The sequence below is a fragment of the Phyllobacterium trifolii genome (assembly GCF_014192095.1).
GTDB classification, from domain to species: Bacteria; Pseudomonadota; Alphaproteobacteria; order Rhizobiales; family Rhizobiaceae; genus Phyllobacterium; species Phyllobacterium trifolii.
Genome location: NZ_JACHXN010000006.1, coordinates 135,798 through 151,218, shown reverse-complemented (window position 1 = coordinate 151,218; position 15,421 = coordinate 135,798). Strand labels below are relative to the sequence as shown.

Sequence of the window (15,421 nt, the reverse complement as noted above, 5' to 3'; positions counted from 1 at the left end):
AGGCAGGACAGGGCCAGGGAGCGTCGCCGCCCTGGCCCTGCAGATCCTATGCCTGCTCCCAGTACCAGGTCCCGACGTTCCAGGAGTCGATCCGATTGTTCACGTTTGGCGCAAAACCGGTCATGCCCTTCTTGCGGCCTCGGACCGTGGCGTACTGGAAGATCGGCAAAAGAGGCAGATCATTGCGAATGATCTCCTGGATCTTGAGGTAGGCCTTCTTGCGTTCTTCTGGAACGAAGACGCGCCCGCCTTCACCAAGCAGCTTGTCGACTTCCGGACTGGAATATTGCGAGGTGTTTTGGCCTGCACCACCCTTGGCGTTGATGGATGTCGAAAGGAAATAATCCGACGAATCTGGATCTGCTCCGGTAAGGAAATTAATACCGACGACCACGGAATCGAATTTGGACTGCATCCAGTATTCACCCCACATGACCGCAGGCGGCAAATTTGAGATTGTCATCTCGACGCCGATATCCTTGAAGGACTGCTGCATGAACTGCTGGACCTGTTCGCGGATGTGGTTGCCAGCCGTCGTCGAATTGGTGAACGAGAGACGCACGCCATCCTTGGCGCGAATACCGTCCTCACCCGGCTTCCAACCGGCATCGTCGAGCAGCTTTTTGGCCTTCTCGATATCAAACTCGTGCTTCGGCAAGTCTGTATTGAAGTAGAAGGATTGCTGCGGCATGTAGGTTTCGGTTGGAGCCGGCAAGCCATAGTAAAGCGCATCGATGATAGTGGTCTTGTCCAGCGCGTAATAAAGCGCCTGACGCACGGCTGGATCCTTGAACTGCGGCTTCTCCATGTTGAACGTGACCGACTCCACGGTGGCGCCTGGAACGACCTGAACCTCCTTGCCTTCCAGCGCTTTCGCCTCGTCGTAGTGGTCAGGAGTGATCCACTGCAAGCCGGTCACATCGATATCGCCTGTTTTGAACTGAGTGTAGAGGACGGTGAGATCTGGAATGTATTTGTATATGACCCGTTCGAGATAAGGACCGTCGCCATAATAATCAGCGTTGGCGGCGAGCTCGATGTGATCACCTGCGACGCGTTCGACCCATTTGAATGGTCCCGTGCCAACGGGCGCATTGTTGAATGGTGCCGTGTTCCTGTCCTTTTCCGGCTCCAGGATGTGTTTCGGCACGATAAACGTCGCCGCGAGGATGGAAGCGTAGGGCGCATATGGCTTTTCCATACGCCAAGTGATTTCCGTTGGCGAAACAACCTTGATGTCACGTACCTGGTCGTGGCCGGCGCGCCGCGCGCTACGGAAATCCTTGTCGACGACGAGATCGAGCGTGAATTTTACATCGTCGGCGGTGAAAGGCTTGCCGTCATGCCACTTCACGCCGTCGCGGAGCTTCACCTTCCAGTTGAGGCCATCGGCGGAGATACCGCCGTTCTCGACTGTCGGGACTTCAACGGCCAGGGCGGGCGTAAACTTCCCTTCCGGGTCGACGTTGAATAGCGGATCGAAAACGCTGAAATGGATACCCTCATCGACCTCGATATGCAGCATATGCGGATTGAATACTGTAGGTTCCTGCGAGAAGCCGATAATCACCTGTCCCTTGGGCGCTGAGGGCGGAGCGGCATAGGCTCTATCTCTTCCAAGAATCCCCGGCATGACCAGGCCAGTTGCACCAACCATGCCCATCATGGCGAGTGCCTGACGCCGGTTGGGGTGGAGAATTGCATTTCGATGCTTATCAGACATTGTCGTTTCCCTTCTTTATTGGTTTGTGTTCAATGTTCCTGTTTGCATTCTATCTGCCAGTCGACAGAGCATTCTCATTACGGCGTGGCTCCTCAACCACGCCGATCTTAGAAACCACTGAGTGGCCGCACCTTCGATCCATCGCTGAAGCGGGAAAAACGAAAATCTGTGGGATCGACGACCGGAGTGCGGCCGGTAACGATATCCGCCATCAGTCGACCTGCCGCCGGACCAATGCCAAAACCATGGCCTGAAAACCCGGTTGCGATGTGAAAGCCCGGGATCTCATCCACTGCGGAAATCACAGGAATTGCATCCGGCGTAACATCGATGTAGCCCGCCCAACGCTGTGCAATCTCGGCCTTGTTGAATACCGGAAAGGCCGCCTTGAGCCCATTAAAGGCTTTGTTTGACATATCCAGCGAAGGCTTGGGGTCGAGGACTCGGCTGTACTCAAACGGACTCGCCTCATCCATCTTCCAGCGTGTCGGGAGCCGCGCCTCGTCAAAGAAACGGCTACCGAAGCGAAACGACAGCGATCCCCATTCCATCTTCAGCGCCGGTAGGAATTTGAATGCATAGCGAAAAGATTTCGGTACGATGTCGACAATGTTTTCGTGGCCGGAGGCAATCGTATAACCGCCATCCTGACGTTTTCGTATGGCGAAGTCCTTGGACCAAAGCGCGGATTCGGGACCGCCCTCCAGCGGCTTCGTGCGCATGACGGTATTCATCACCTTCAACTGCGGCAGATCGATCCCGTAAAGCCCGCAGAAGAGATTGGACCAGGCGCCGCCGGCGAGTACGACAGCGTCGCAAGCGATGCGTCCGCGCTCGGTGACAACACCCGAAACCTTGCCGCCGGTCGTCTCGATGCCGCGTACGGCACACTCCGTCAGGATTGCCGCGCCTTTGTCGCGCGCGGCTTCAGCGACTGCGGGCGCGGCCTTTTGCGGTTCGGCGCGACCATCAGCGGGCGTGTACAGAGCGCCCTTGAGTTTCATGCTACCGCCCGGCAAAAGGTCTTCGAGTTCCTTGCCACTCACCATTCTGCTCGGCAGCTGATAGCCCTCGAGATTGTGGCCCCAACGTTCATGCTCGTCATAGGACTTATCGTCGGGGCAAGCGAATATGATGCCGGCGCGTTTGTAACCTGTGTCGCGGCCAAGTCTTTTGTCGAAGCCGGACCAGATGCGCAGCGCCTCGGCCATGAGCGGAACTTCGCGCGGGTCACGGCGGGAGATGCGCACCCAGCCCCAGTTACGGCTCGACTGTTCCTGACCGATGCCTCCTTTTTCACACAAAGCAACCTTGTGACCGCGCTCGGCAAGTTCCAGCGCCGTGGACGTTCCGATAATGCCGCCGCCGATGACAACCACATCGACTTTTTCAGGCAGATTTTCATCGCCGTGCACGCGCACGACATAGGGACCGGGCATTTAATAGGATTCCTCTAACTGGCAGTTGATGGTGAATTCGGCGACGCTCGCCTCATTTGGAAGATCGAGCAGCATTGCCGTGATACGGGCGATGTCGCCGGGATCGGTCAGGAGATTGTCAGCACGGTTGGTCAGAGCTCGCGCCATGTCGGTTGCGACAAATCCAGGACAAAGAGCAGTTGCACGTATACCGAGGTCCCAACCCGTATGGCGAATGCCATGAGCCAGAGCCACGGCCGCAAACTTGGAGATTGAATAGAGGCTGGCGGTCGAAGATTTCACACGCTTGCCGGACAGCGAGCCAAGGATGATAACGCGTCCTCGCCCGCTTTTGCCAAGCGCGTCCCAAGTCGCAGCCGCGAGCCGGCGCGGCGCCTTCACATTGATTGCAAGCATGGCATCGAGATCCGCATCATCTGCCTCAATCACGTTCTTCGGAATCATGATGCCGGCATTGGCGATGATCGCGTCGATGCGGCCGAACCTCGCTAATGCCTGTTCTGTCCATGCGGCTTCTGCCGATGGATCATTTGCATCGTAGGCAACGACCTGGACACGATCCGGATCAGCCCAGTCAGGCAATTGCGGGCTGCGCATGCCCAGTGACAGCCGCCATCCTGCAGCACCAAGAAAGCGCGCAATCGCCTCCCCTATTCCTCTGTTTGCCCCCGATATCAGGACGACACGTTCTTCCGTCATATCACCGTTTCTCCCCAGTCATGCCGACCATCTTCCGGTACGCCCGGCGCAAGATATCCATCACCTGAGCCTGCTCTTCTTCCGCAATGAACGAGAAAAAATCCTTAGACTGCTTCGTGACAATTGGCCGGATCATGGCCGCAAGCTCCGCACCTTTCGGAGTGACATAGAGCTCCTGCGCGCGTCTTTCACTGGCAGAGGTTTGCCGCCTGAGAAGATCATGTTCAATCATCTGCTCTATGAGACGGCCCATCGCCGAGCGGTCTTTCATGATGATCTGAGCGATAACGGACGGGCGGATTCCTGGGTGACTGTCTACTAGAAGCAGCGTTGTAATCTTGCCGGTTCCACGCGCCACGTCGCATCCATCGAGACGAGCATCAAGATCGCGGGAAACTGCAATGTTCATGGTGCGGATGTAGAAACTCAACGTGTCTTCGAGCACATCGAGGTCGACATGTTCAATCGTGGTCGGCTTCGACATCATCTTCGGCATTCGGGCAAATTCCTTCCGCTCCCGACGATGTATTGCATCCGGGATTCCAAGGCTTCTGAATTTGTTATGCAGCTTTCTATTATGCATGCTTCGGCAAATAGTGGACAAATGCAACTATTTTTTTATGTGAGGTTGCAGGAATACCGAGCAAACAAAGAAATTGCCCGTTTGACGAGCCAAACGGGCATCAAAAAAGCACACCAAGCCCAAAAATCAGGCAGCGGGTTCCCACTGACTGCCTGGAATTGCCGAGACCAGCCGTTGAGTATACGCGTGCGCCGGACTGCGGAAGATTTGCGAGGGCGGTCCGAATTCTACGATCTCGCCGCGATACATGACTGCGATGTCATCGCAGATCTGGCTGGCTACGCGCAAATCATGGGTGATAAAGATCATCGCCACGTGGAGGAGTTTTTGAATTTTCGTCAGCAGTTCCAGGATTTGAGCCTGGATAGAAACATCAAGCGCCGACACCGCCTCATCCGCGACGAGAAGCACTGGATCGAACATCAGGGCGCGGGCGATGCCAATGCGTTGTCTCTGCCCGCCTGAAAACTCGTGCGGATAGCGATCGTAAGCGCCTTCGTCCAGGCCAACGAGTTCAAGGAGTTGCACCGCCTTCGCTCTTGCCTCTGCAGCGCTGACACCGTGTGCCATCGGTCCGACGACCAGTATTTGTCCGATTGTGTGGCGGGGATTGAGAGACGCAAAGGGATCCTGGAAAATCATCTGGATATAGGGGCGCATCGACCGGAATTCCTTGGCGTCGAGCGGCGCGATGTCCCGACCATTGAACAGTATCTTGCCGCCATCGGCCTCCATCAGCTTGAGCAGCACCCGCCCAAGAGAGGATTTTCCAGAACCGGACTCTCCGACGACGCCGAGCGTGCGGCCTTTGCGGATCGTAAAACTTACGTCATTAACCGCATGTACCGTGCGGCCCTTCGTAAAGAAGCTGCCGCCGCTCGTATAGATTTTGTTGAGCTTTTGGACGTCGAGTACGACCGGGGTTTCTGCATTGCTCGCTCTGTCCTTGTCGCGCATTCGCGGCACAGCTGCTGTAAGGCGCTGCGTGTAGGGATGCGATGGATGGTTGAGCACGTCGTCGGCTTTGCCCTGCTCGACTATCTTGCCCTTTTCCATGACGACGACGCGATCGGCGATCTCGGCGACGACACCGAAGTCGTGCGTGATGAACATGACGCTCATGTGCTTGTCGCGCTGGATCTTGCGGATCAATTCCAGAATCTGCGCCTGCGTTGTCACATCGAGTGCCGTCGTCGGTTCATCGGCAATCAATACATCAGGACCAAGAGCCAGGGCGATCGCGATCATCACACGCTGTCGCTGTCCGCCGGACAGCCGAAAAGGATATTGGTGCCGCATAAGCAGAGGGTCTGGCAGACCTACCTCATCGAGCAGATCCAGCACCGCTTTTGCCCGCGTTGCCGGAGTGCCGACATTGTGCACCTCCATGACCTCGGCGATCTGCGCGCCGACCGTCATCAAGGGATTGAGCGCAGAGAGAGGATCCTGGAAGATGATCGAAACAGCACGCCCGCGCAGTCCGCGCACATATTCGTCCTTGGCCTCGAGGATATTGACGCCTTTGAAGCGGATCGCGCCTTTGCTGGCTCGAATGGACGATGGCAGCAGGCCCATGATTGCATTTGCGGTGACGGACTTTCCCGATCCAGACTCGCCGATGATGCAGAGAATTTCGCCAGGGCGCAGTTCAAAAGAAATATCTTCCACAGCGTAGCGCCGCTCCATGCCCTGCGGCAGGTCCACTGTCAGATTTTCAACGGAGAGAATTGCATCTCCATTGGCTATTGTGCTTCCTTTTTCAACTGCGCTTGTCATAACACCAGCGATCCTTCCGGCTTTGAAACATCAATTCAGTCATCTTTCCATTCGATGTCTGCAATGACAAGCAAGCAATTTCGGTGCCAGCTCAACCTGAGACACTTGCCTTAAGCCACGGATCGCGAAGATCCCATTATTGGTGGATACATCTTTTTACTGGCTATAATATTGAAGCTGAAGCCGATAATTGTCTCCAATGATGAACACTTCGAGCCGTATTCCTGCGAAGACATTAACTGTATTTTTCTGCTTTTCATGTTAGCTTCGGGCATGACAGACGTTCGGAATATGCGCCTGCACTCAAGACCTTCCCTAACGCCCGCCGATGCCGAGGCCAACCGGTGGAGCTTCGCGCTTGAATCCGCCGGCCTCGGTGTTTGGGATTCCAATCTTACCACCGGGCAGTGCTATTATTCAGCTACGTGGAAGAAAATGCTGGGCTACCGTGAAGACGAGCTCGGCGATAGCAGCGATCTTTGGCTGACACTCATACATCCTGATGACAAACAGCGTGCCATCGAAAGCGGCGAACGGCATATTTCCGGCGAAACATCGCAGATTGAGACCGAGTTCAGACTGCGTCACAAGGATGGCCACTGGGTGTGGGTTCTCGACCGAGGCCGTGTCGTCGAATGGGACAAAAATGGCCGCCCATCGAGAATGATCGGCGTCCAGACGGACATCACCGATCAAAAGAACGCCGAACAGGAACTGACATTGCTGAACGAGCGAATTCAACTCGCGCTCGACGCCGGCCAGGTTGGGTTATGGCATTTCAACAGCGAGACCGAGATCGTATTGTGGGATCGCCGCATGCGCGAGATTTTCGGTATAGGTCCAGGTCCCGATGAAGTACCCCGCGCCACGTGGCACAATCTTTTGCATCCGGACGACGCAGCCAGGGCTGAGCGTGAGATAGAATCCACGTTTGAGACCGGCGAGCCCATGAAGACGAGCTACCGGATCATCAAACCTGATGGTCAAATCCGCCATGTGTTCGCTCTGGCGCGACGTGTCCGTCACGAAATAATGCCCGACATGTTGATGGGTAGCATCTGGGACATAACGGAAGAGGTCCTGAACGCGGAGGCGCTAGCCAGGGAAAAGGACCTCTATCGCATCACACTCCAATCCATTGGTGATGCGGTTCTTACTACTGATGTTGAGAACAATATTACGTTTGCCAATCCAGCGGCGGAACGATTACTGTTGCTTAATGCCCAGGAACTCATCGGTTCACGACTGGAAGATGTGCTCAATCTCATCGATGAAGGAACCGGCACGACCCTTCTCTCTACGACCAGCCGTGCAATGCAAATCGGCCAGACCGTGGAGAGCGCTGAAAACGCGCTCTTTGTCCGGTCGGATGGAGGACGGCGTTCTCTTAGGGATATTGCCTCCCCGCTCTTCGATCTGACAGGCGCGATAACGGGATCTGTGCTGGTGATCCAGGATGTCACGAGCGCTCGAAACCTGCAAAGAGAGCTTTCCCACGCGGCAACCCATGATGCGTTGACGGGCCTTTTGAACCGGACGGCATTCGAATCGGCGGTGTCGGCGCTGATCGAAAAAAGCGGCGATCGGGCTCCATATGCGCTGCTTTACATAGACCTCGACCGCTTCAAGATGGTCAATGACACGCTTGGTCATGCGGCCGGCGATGCTTTGCTGAAAATGGCAACGTCCAGCATGAACAATGCCTTACCCGACTCCGCCATCATCGGGCGGCTTGGCGGCGATGAATTCGCAGTTCTCCTTCCGATCAGCAAATTTGAGGAGGCAGAAGAGGCCGCCGAGCGCTTGATAAGCGAGATCAGAACCATTCAGCTGCCCTGGGACGGAAAAATCCAGAACATTGGCGCCAGCGTTGGAATTGCGGCCCTCGATGAACCGGGCGTCACCCTCGCCGAGGCGATCGCCCGCGCCGATGCTGCCTGTTACGCCGCAAAGGCGGAAGGCCGCAATCGCAGCGCCATCTACAATATCAATACTGGCGCGGCCCGACAGAACCTCGCAAGTATTCAGGCCGCCTCTGGAATTCTGGAAGCATTGTCCGAAGGAAGACTTCAAGTTTACGGCCAGGAAATCAGAGCAATCTCCAATACAGACGACCACAGCATCTGCATCGAAATTCTATCGAGGATGACCGGAGTAAACGGGGAAATTATCGCGCCCGCCGAGTTTATCCCCGCTGCGGAACGCTTCGGCCTCATGGGTATAGTCGACCGCTGGATTATCCAGCACACGCTCGAGACCTATGGCCCAAAATTGATGCAGATGAAGAACGTGTCGCTCGCAATAAATCTATCTGCAAATACAATAAGCGATCCCACACTCTGGTCATTTCTACAGTCAACGATTGAAAAAACCAAAGTTTCTCCGTCTCGCTTGATATTCGAGATTACGGAAACGACTGCTGTCAATAATTACGAGGCGGCAGAACACTTCGTTAGGGAAGCACGCGCAGCCGGATGCCGTATAAGTCTCGATGATTTTGGCACCGGCCTCAGTTCATTCGGATACTTACACCATTTCAAGGTGGACAGTATCAAGATAGACGGGGCATTTATCGAGAAATTGTCAAAAAGCCGGCTCGATCAAGCGGTTGTTGCTTCCATTAATGGTATCGCACGCGAACTTGGTGTAGACGTTATTGCCGAGCATATCGAGGATCTGCAGGCGGTCGACATCCTTAAATCGCTTGGTATCGGCTATGGTCAAGGCTTTCTGTTTCATCGTCCTCAACCGCTTCAAGCCCTGTTGCAGAGTTTGGAAAAGGTGGAAGTCCGATAGCTCGACCAACCAAAACAACCAGCTACACGTAATTTTCAATCTACAGTAGACAAAACCATCCCGGAATCGACGACTCTTGTGCAGGAATCGAAGGTTCTTGCGCCAGATCGGCCTCTTTTCGTCCAAAACTCTCCCGCAATGACAATTTAGCTTTCCTGTTTTTTCTGCTACGCGAATACGCTCGGGAGGAAAATCGGCAATGGGTTACGATGCGGATGCGATCATCATTGGCGCGGGTCTAGCCGGGCTCGTCGCGGCAACGGAACTCACCGATGCCGGCAAGAAGGTGATCATCCTCGACCAGGAGCCGGAACAGACACTCGGGGGCCAGGCCTGGCGGTCCTTCGGCGGATTGTTCTTCATCAACTCCCCCGAGCAGCGCCGTCTGCGTATCAAGGATTCACCCGAACTTGCATTGCAGGACTGGATGGGCTCGGCCGGGTTCGACCGGCCTGAAGACCACTGGCCGCGCAAATGGGCGGAAGCCTATATCGATTTTGCGTCGGGCGAAAAACGCGCATGGCTGCACGCCCAGGGCATGCGCTGGTTTCCGGTCGTCGGCTGGGCGGAGCGCGGCGGATCGCTCGCCACAGGACATGGCAATTCCGTTCCGCGCTTTCATATCACCTGGGGTACGGGTCTCGGCGTGGTTGAGCCGTTTATTCGCCGGGCCCGCGAAGCCGAGCAGAAAGGTCTCCTCACTTTTCGCTTCCGGCACCGCGTAACAGCGCTGGTCAAAAGCGCCGGGATCATCGACGGGGTCGAAGGCGAAGTCCTCCAGCCGAGCGAGGTCAGGCGCAGTGAACCGAGTTCCCGCATTGCCACTGGTTCGTTCTCCCTGAAGGCGCAAGCGATCATTGTCTGCAGCGGCGGCATCGGCGGCAATCACGATCTGGTGCGCAAGAACTGGCCGGCGCGGCTCGGAACGCCGAAACATCTCATCAGCGGCGTACCGGACCACGTCGACGGTTTGATGCTGGGCGTGGCTGAGAAAGCCGGCGCCCATCTCATCAACGAAGACCGCATGTGGCACTATGTCGAAGGCGTCAACAATTGGGACCCTATCTGGACAAAGCACGCCATCCGCATTCTGCCCGGCCCGTCGTCGCTGTGGTTCGACGCTAGTGGCGACCGCCTGCCCGCGCCATGCCTGCCCGGTTTCGATACGCTGTCCACGCTCAGCCATATCATGAAGAGCGGCTATGATTATTCCTGGTTCGTGCTGAACCAGACGATCGCCAAGAAAGAGATAACGCTTTCCGGCTCGGAACAGAATCCGGACTTCACCTCGAAGAGCTGGCGGCAGGTGCTGAAGCGCGCGCTCGGCGGTGTCCCCGCTCCCGTGCAGGCTTTCCTCGACAATGGCGAGGACTTCATCGTCGAAAGGGACCTCTCCGCACTTGTCCGCCGCATGAACGCGCTGACCGGCGACAATCTGATCCATGAAGACAAGTTGCAGGCGCAGATCATGGCCCGTGACCGCGAAGTCGACAATCCATATACCAAGGATGCGCAGATCACGGCGATACGCGGCGCCCGCAACTATATCGGTGATCGCCTCGTTCGTGTGGTGCCGCCGCACAGGATACTCGATCCGAAACATGGGCCGCTGATTGCGGTGCGCCTGAGCATCCTCACACGGAAATCACTCGGCGGCATGGAGACGGATTTGAATGCGCGTGTCTTGAAGGCTGACGGCGAAGCGCTGGCCGGGGTCTACGCGGCGGGTGAGGCAGCCGGCTTCGGCGGCGGCGGCATGCATGGCTATAATTCGCTCGAGGGAACCTTCCTTGGCGGCTCTATCTTCTCGGGCCGGACAGCCGGCAGGGCAGCGGCGAAGGCCACGTAATCCTCTTCCCATTCGTCGCCGTCATTTCCATCTTGTGATCCCAAGTGAAATGCCTATGATGTTGTCACTGACAACATAGAGCGGATAACATGAACGCAGTTCACGAATTTCGTAGTTTCAATCGCTTTTTTACGAGGGAAATCGGTTTGCTCGACAAGCATCTGCTTGCCAGCGACTATACTTTGGCAGAGGGCCGCGTCTTATACGAACTTGCCAACAATGGCGAACAGACGGCCGCCGATATCGGCCGCAGTCTGCATATGGACAAGGCCCATCTCAGCCGCATCGTCTCACGCTTCGAAAAGCGCAAGCTCGTGCGCGTCCGTGCCAGCTCAACACATGGACGGCAACGTCTCATAACGCTGACCCCGGCGGGCCAAGAGGTCTTTTCCGGCCTTAATCTGCGCTCGCAGCTTCAGATGGAGCAAATCCTTGCACCCCTGGACGATGATGCCCGCAGGCGGCTGGTATCGTCCATGCGTCAGATCAGAAACCTCATCGATGCAGAAAACCATGTGCCGGACACGGTGACATATCGCGGTCTCCAGCCCGGCGATCTTGGCTGGGTCATCCACCGGCAGGCAGTGCTTTACTATCAGGAATATGGCCTCGACTGGACATATGAAGCGCTGGTCGCTGAAATCCTGTCGAAATTCGTCACCAATTTCAATCCGGAACGCGAAGCGGCGTGGATTGCCGAATATGCCGGTTCGATCGCGGGGTCGATATTCCTCGTCCAGAGCGAGGATCCTGAAGTCGCGAAGCTGCGCCTTCTCTATGTCGAACCGAGCGCGCGCGGTCTTGGTATCGGTCGAACGCTCGTTGCAAGCTGTGTCGGGCGCGCAAGGGAACTCGGCTACCGGCAGATCAAACTATGGACAAATGACGTCCTCGTCTCGGCGCGCCGCATATACGAGGCAGCCGGATTTCGCCTTGTAGACCAGGAAAAGCATCATTCCTTCGGCCAGGATCTGGTGGGGCAGACATGGGTGCTCGATCTTCAGGCATAGCCCCCTTGGAGAGGTTTACGCAGAGGCCTGAAATGTCTCCTGATAGCGCTGCCATCTGGACTGCAGCACAAACCAGAGCTCGGGCATGATGCCAAGCGTTCTGTCGATGCGTGTCGCAATGTCGAGTGTGATCGGATGCTGGCCGGCAATGATGGCGTCGATGATTGCCACGGGCATCTCGACGCGCCGCGCAAAGTCTTCGGTCGAAAGACCGTTACATTCGATGCACTGACGCAAATGCTCGCCAGGGTGGATCGCCCAGTGCGGCGTCCAGCGGTTTGCTGTGTTCATCTGCTTTACCGATCAGGTTTGATTCGCGTACCCGAAAGATAATCGGCGGCCATGTCAGACGGATGAAAAATTCATGGCGCAAAAGCGGCGGCAGCGTTCCTCAAGTCACATTGTGGTTAGTCATGTTGACTTGCCGATTTCATCGACGTGATGCTGGATGCTCATGCGATCGAGCGATTTGAGCGGAAGGTTGACGAAAATCTTCAACCGGCGATCAAGTTCCATCATCGTGCGGGAAAATGCCTGCTTGCGCTCCCACGGCTCACCGGTAGCCTGGACAGGATCGGACGACTCCCAATGGGCCGTAACCGGGACGCCCGGCCATTCGGGCATGGGCTCCCCTGCGGCTTCATCATTCAACGTGAAAACGAAATCGAGGTCACGCGCGCCTTCAAGGCCGAACTCGCGATAATGCTTGGGGTGCAGGCCATCCACCGGAAAGCCGGTCTGCTCGAGTAATTCCTTCGTTTCAGGATCAATCGCCTCCCCGGGCTCCGTGGCGGCGCTATAGGCTACGAAGTGGGGCTTTCCAATGCGATTGAGAATCGCCTCGGCCATCATGCTCCTTGCAGAATTGCGATGCGAGAGAAACAGGACGTGGAAGACTTTATCGTTCACGGCGTATCTCCTTTTGCTGGTCGAAGCCAAGATATTTCAACACAGTATGATTCAAAAATGTGACACCAACTCGACGAAAGGCGTTTAACGCTGCGTAAAGGATGGCCCCATGCTGGTTAAATGGCCGGATTCGTGTATGATTCGCCAAGTTGTCAAGCGTACCTGCGTCATGGTGAATCATGGGGGAACAGGATGCCCGACAGACATGAATTTCATAGAGTAGAAATTTGCGGCCGTATCTTCACAGGATCCATTTCTGCTGAGGGTCCGTGCCTGAAAATGCTTGAGAACCGCACCTATGGTCGCGGTGTTCCCTTGGGCGCGGCACTCTCGATCTCCAAGGGTACCGGCAGAGCCTATTATGCGATCTGCAAATACAATGAACCGCATATCCTCCTGCCGCTTTTTTCCGATGAAGACGTCGAAATTGTCGCCCGGGAATTCGGTATCCCGATTTCGGGAAGGATACGTCCGCGGTCATTCACGGAAAGTCCAGCTTGGATCGCTTTGAGAAAATGGGCGAAAGAACATCCCGGGATTGCCCGAGCCTGCTCTCATACGGACAGCTACGTCCCAGGGTGGTACCGCATGGTTTCCAAGGAAAACAGCGCAGGCTTGCTGCTGCATATTGACGGCTATCGATAGCCCGCGGCCTGCAACTCGAAAAGCTCGGCATAGCGGCCGGCCTGCGCGACAAGTTCCTCATGTGTGCCGGCAGCTTCGACCTTGCCATCGGCGAGAACGAGAATACGGTCAGCCATACGCACGCTGGAGAAACGGTGTGAGATGAGAATCGCCGTCTTGCCTTCGCTGAGTTCCTTGAAACGCCGGAACACCTCGAACTCGGAGCGGGCGTCGAGCGCTGCTGTCGGCTCATCAAGGATCAGCACCTCTGCCTCGCGCATATAGGCTCTGGCGATGGCAATTTTCTGCCATTCGCCGCCGGATAGCTCAACGCCGTTCTTGAACCGCTTGCCGATCATCTGCTCATACTGACCGGGAAGCTTGGCAATGACGCCATCCGCCTGGCTGCGCGACGCCGCTTGCGCGATGCGGGGATGGTCGTTCCGGTAGGCGATCCTGCCGACCGCAATATTATCGGAAGCACTGAGATTGTAGCGCACGAAATCCTGGAAGATCACGCCCATATTGCCCCGTAATGCCTCAAGATCATATTCGCGCAGATCATGGCCATCGAGCAGGATACGGCCTTCATCCGGATCGTAAAGGCGGGTGAGAAGCTTCACCAGGGTCGTCTTGCCAGCGCCATTTTCACCGACAAGCGCCACCACTTCGCCCGCATGTAGGGTGAAGCTCAGGTGGCGGACCGCCCAGCGCTCGGCGCCGGGATAGATGAACCCGACATCGTCGAACACGAAGCCCTGACGGATCGGATGCGGGAAAGGACGTGGATTTTCCGGCGAAAGGATCTCGGGCTTGACCTCGAAGAAGGCGAACAGATCATCGAGATAAAGCGCTTGTCCTGCCGTACTTGAAAAGCTTGTCAGCAACCCTTCGAGCAGGGTGCGCAGGCGCCGGAACGAGCCGGCGAGAAAGGTCAGATCGCCGATGGAAAACTCGCCGCCCAGCGTGCGCAGGACGATATAGGCATAAGCCAGATAATAGCCGACAGTACCCATCGCGGTGAAGAGACCGCCCCAGCTGGCACGGCGCAGCGCGAGTATGCGATTGGCCGCATAGAAATCGGTAGCGAGACGCAAGTAGCGGTCAATCAGGAAACTGTGCAGCCCGAAGATCTTGACTTCCTTGGCTGTTTCGACGCTGGCTGCGGTCTGCCGCACATAATCGAGTTCGCGCCGCTCCGGCGTGCGGACAAAATCGAGCGAATAGCTTTGGGCGTTGAAATGCGCCTCGCCCAGAAAGGCCGGAACCAGGGCAAGAAACAACAGAACGATGAGCCAGGGTGCATAGACGATCAGGCCCGCGGCGAAGCTGGCAACAGTTACCATGTCCTGTGCCTGGCTGAGCAATTGCCCCATCAGCGTCATGCGCCCGCTCGACTGACGACGGGCCCGCTCGAGCTGATCCTGAAACTCGGCGTCTTCGAAATCCTCCAGATCAAGCGTTGCCGCATGCTGCATCAGGCGAACGCTTGAGCTATTGGAGACGCGCTCCGATAGCAGGCTGTCAATCAGAGATACAACGCGCCCAAGAATATCCGACAAAACGGCCAGCGCGAATTCGGCTAGAAGAAGCAGCCCCAGCCAGTTCAGAAGGCCGCTGTTCAGCCACTGCGACAGCGTTTCCGGCTTGTTCGGCGTTTGCACCAGCAAGACCACATCGTCGATGATCAGCTTGCCGACGAACAGCGTTATCACGGGCAGGAGCGCCCGGCCCAGACGCAGGACGAGCGATGCCGCAGTCAGATGCGGACTTGTCCGCCATACCATCAACAGGAATGGCCAAAGGTTCTTCAGAGCCCCGAAACGTTCCCGCAGGGTATGGACCTCTGGCAACGGCGGCCCGCCCAGGGCTCGCCCGGGTGCCCCTCGCGGAACCCGTCCGCCACTGCTGTAAGTCCTCGGCATACGAGATAATCCTGTTTTCCGGCGGCTGTTGTCAATCGCGCGAAATTGGGGAGCAAACGGCCAGGGAACTTAGAGGTCTGAAAATTGG

General features: G+C 56.4%; 12 protein-coding genes. 4 read left to right on the top strand and 8 right to left on the bottom strand.

Annotated elements, in window-relative coordinates:
• Window positions 1–46: 46 nt before the first annotated feature.
• From FHS21_RS11270 to FHS21_RS11250, 5 genes are all read right to left on the bottom strand, one after another.
• Complete coding sequence (locus FHS21_RS11270) at window positions 47–1,723, bottom strand: peptide ABC transporter substrate-binding protein (protein ID WP_112528905.1); 1,677 nt, start codon at window positions 1,721–1,723, stop codon at window positions 47–49.
• Window positions 1,724–1,830: 107 nt separating this feature from the next.
• A complete protein-coding gene (locus FHS21_RS11265) occupies window positions 1,831–3,162 on the bottom strand; it encodes an NAD(P)/FAD-dependent oxidoreductase (RefSeq protein WP_112528903.1) in 1,332 nt (443 codons plus the stop codon).
• Window positions 3,163–3,861, bottom strand: coding sequence for an SDR family NAD(P)-dependent oxidoreductase (locus tag FHS21_RS11260; protein ID WP_112528901.1), 699 nt, complete (start codon window positions 3,859–3,861; stop codon window positions 3,163–3,165).
• 1 nt (window position 3,862) lies between these two features.
• On the bottom strand, window positions 3,863–4,357 hold the full coding sequence (locus FHS21_RS11255) for a MarR family winged helix-turn-helix transcriptional regulator (protein ID WP_246410980.1): 495 nt from the start codon (window positions 4,355–4,357) through the stop codon (window positions 3,863–3,865).
• A 213-nt stretch (window positions 4,358–4,570) separates the two neighbouring features.
• Entirely contained in the window at window positions 4,571–6,220 is a 1,650-nt protein-coding gene (locus FHS21_RS11250) for an ABC transporter ATP-binding protein (RefSeq protein ID WP_246410979.1), read from the bottom strand.
• 273 nt (window positions 6,221–6,493) lie between these two features.
• Here FHS21_RS11250 and FHS21_RS11245 point away from each other — a divergent pair, with 273 nt between their 5' ends.
• The 3 genes from FHS21_RS11245 to FHS21_RS11235 all read left to right on the top strand — a co-directional run bounded on the left by FHS21_RS11245 (window position 6,494) and on the right by FHS21_RS11235 (window position 11,875).
• Entirely contained in the window at window positions 6,494–9,016 is a 2,523-nt protein-coding gene (locus FHS21_RS11245; RefSeq protein WP_162701895.1) for an EAL domain-containing protein, read from the top strand.
• A 199-nt stretch (window positions 9,017–9,215) separates the two neighbouring features.
• Window positions 9,216–10,865 (top strand): FAD-binding dehydrogenase, encoded by a 1,650-nt coding sequence (locus FHS21_RS11240; RefSeq protein ID WP_112528897.1) that lies wholly within the window; start codon window positions 9,216–9,218, stop codon window positions 10,863–10,865.
• An 89-nt stretch (window positions 10,866–10,954) separates the two neighbouring features.
• Entirely contained in the window at window positions 10,955–11,875 is a 921-nt protein-coding gene (locus tag FHS21_RS11235; RefSeq protein ID WP_183661926.1) for a bifunctional helix-turn-helix transcriptional regulator/GNAT family N-acetyltransferase, read from the top strand.
• Window positions 11,876–11,890: 15 nt separating this feature from the next.
• Here the strand turns inward: FHS21_RS11235 and FHS21_RS11230 are convergent, their stop codons facing one another.
• Window positions 11,891–12,166: a helix-turn-helix transcriptional regulator gene (locus FHS21_RS11230; RefSeq protein ID WP_112528893.1), complete on the bottom strand. Its 276-nt coding sequence runs from the start codon at window positions 12,164–12,166 to the stop codon at window positions 11,891–11,893.
• Window positions 12,167–12,286: 120 nt separating this feature from the next.
• Window positions 12,287–12,784 carry an arsenate reductase ArsC gene (locus FHS21_RS11225; RefSeq protein ID WP_112528891.1) on the bottom strand — a complete coding sequence of 166 codons (498 nt, stop codon included), beginning with the start codon at window positions 12,782–12,784 and terminating at the stop codon, window positions 12,287–12,289.
• A 279-nt stretch (window positions 12,785–13,063) separates the two neighbouring features.
• Here FHS21_RS11225 and FHS21_RS11220 point away from each other — a divergent pair, with 279 nt between their 5' ends.
• Window positions 13,064–13,429, top strand: coding sequence for a hypothetical protein (locus tag FHS21_RS11220; RefSeq protein WP_112528889.1), 366 nt, complete (start codon window positions 13,064–13,066; stop codon window positions 13,427–13,429).
• Here the strand turns inward: FHS21_RS11220 and FHS21_RS11215 are convergent.
• The gene (locus FHS21_RS11215; RefSeq protein WP_112528887.1) at window positions 13,420–15,333 is read right to left on the bottom strand and encodes an ABC transporter ATP-binding protein; all 1,914 of its coding nucleotides are present in this window, start codon (window positions 15,331–15,333) and stop codon (window positions 13,420–13,422) included. The genes FHS21_RS11220 and FHS21_RS11215 overlap by 10 nt on opposite strands.
• Between the last annotated feature and the right edge of the window lie 88 nt (window positions 15,334–15,421).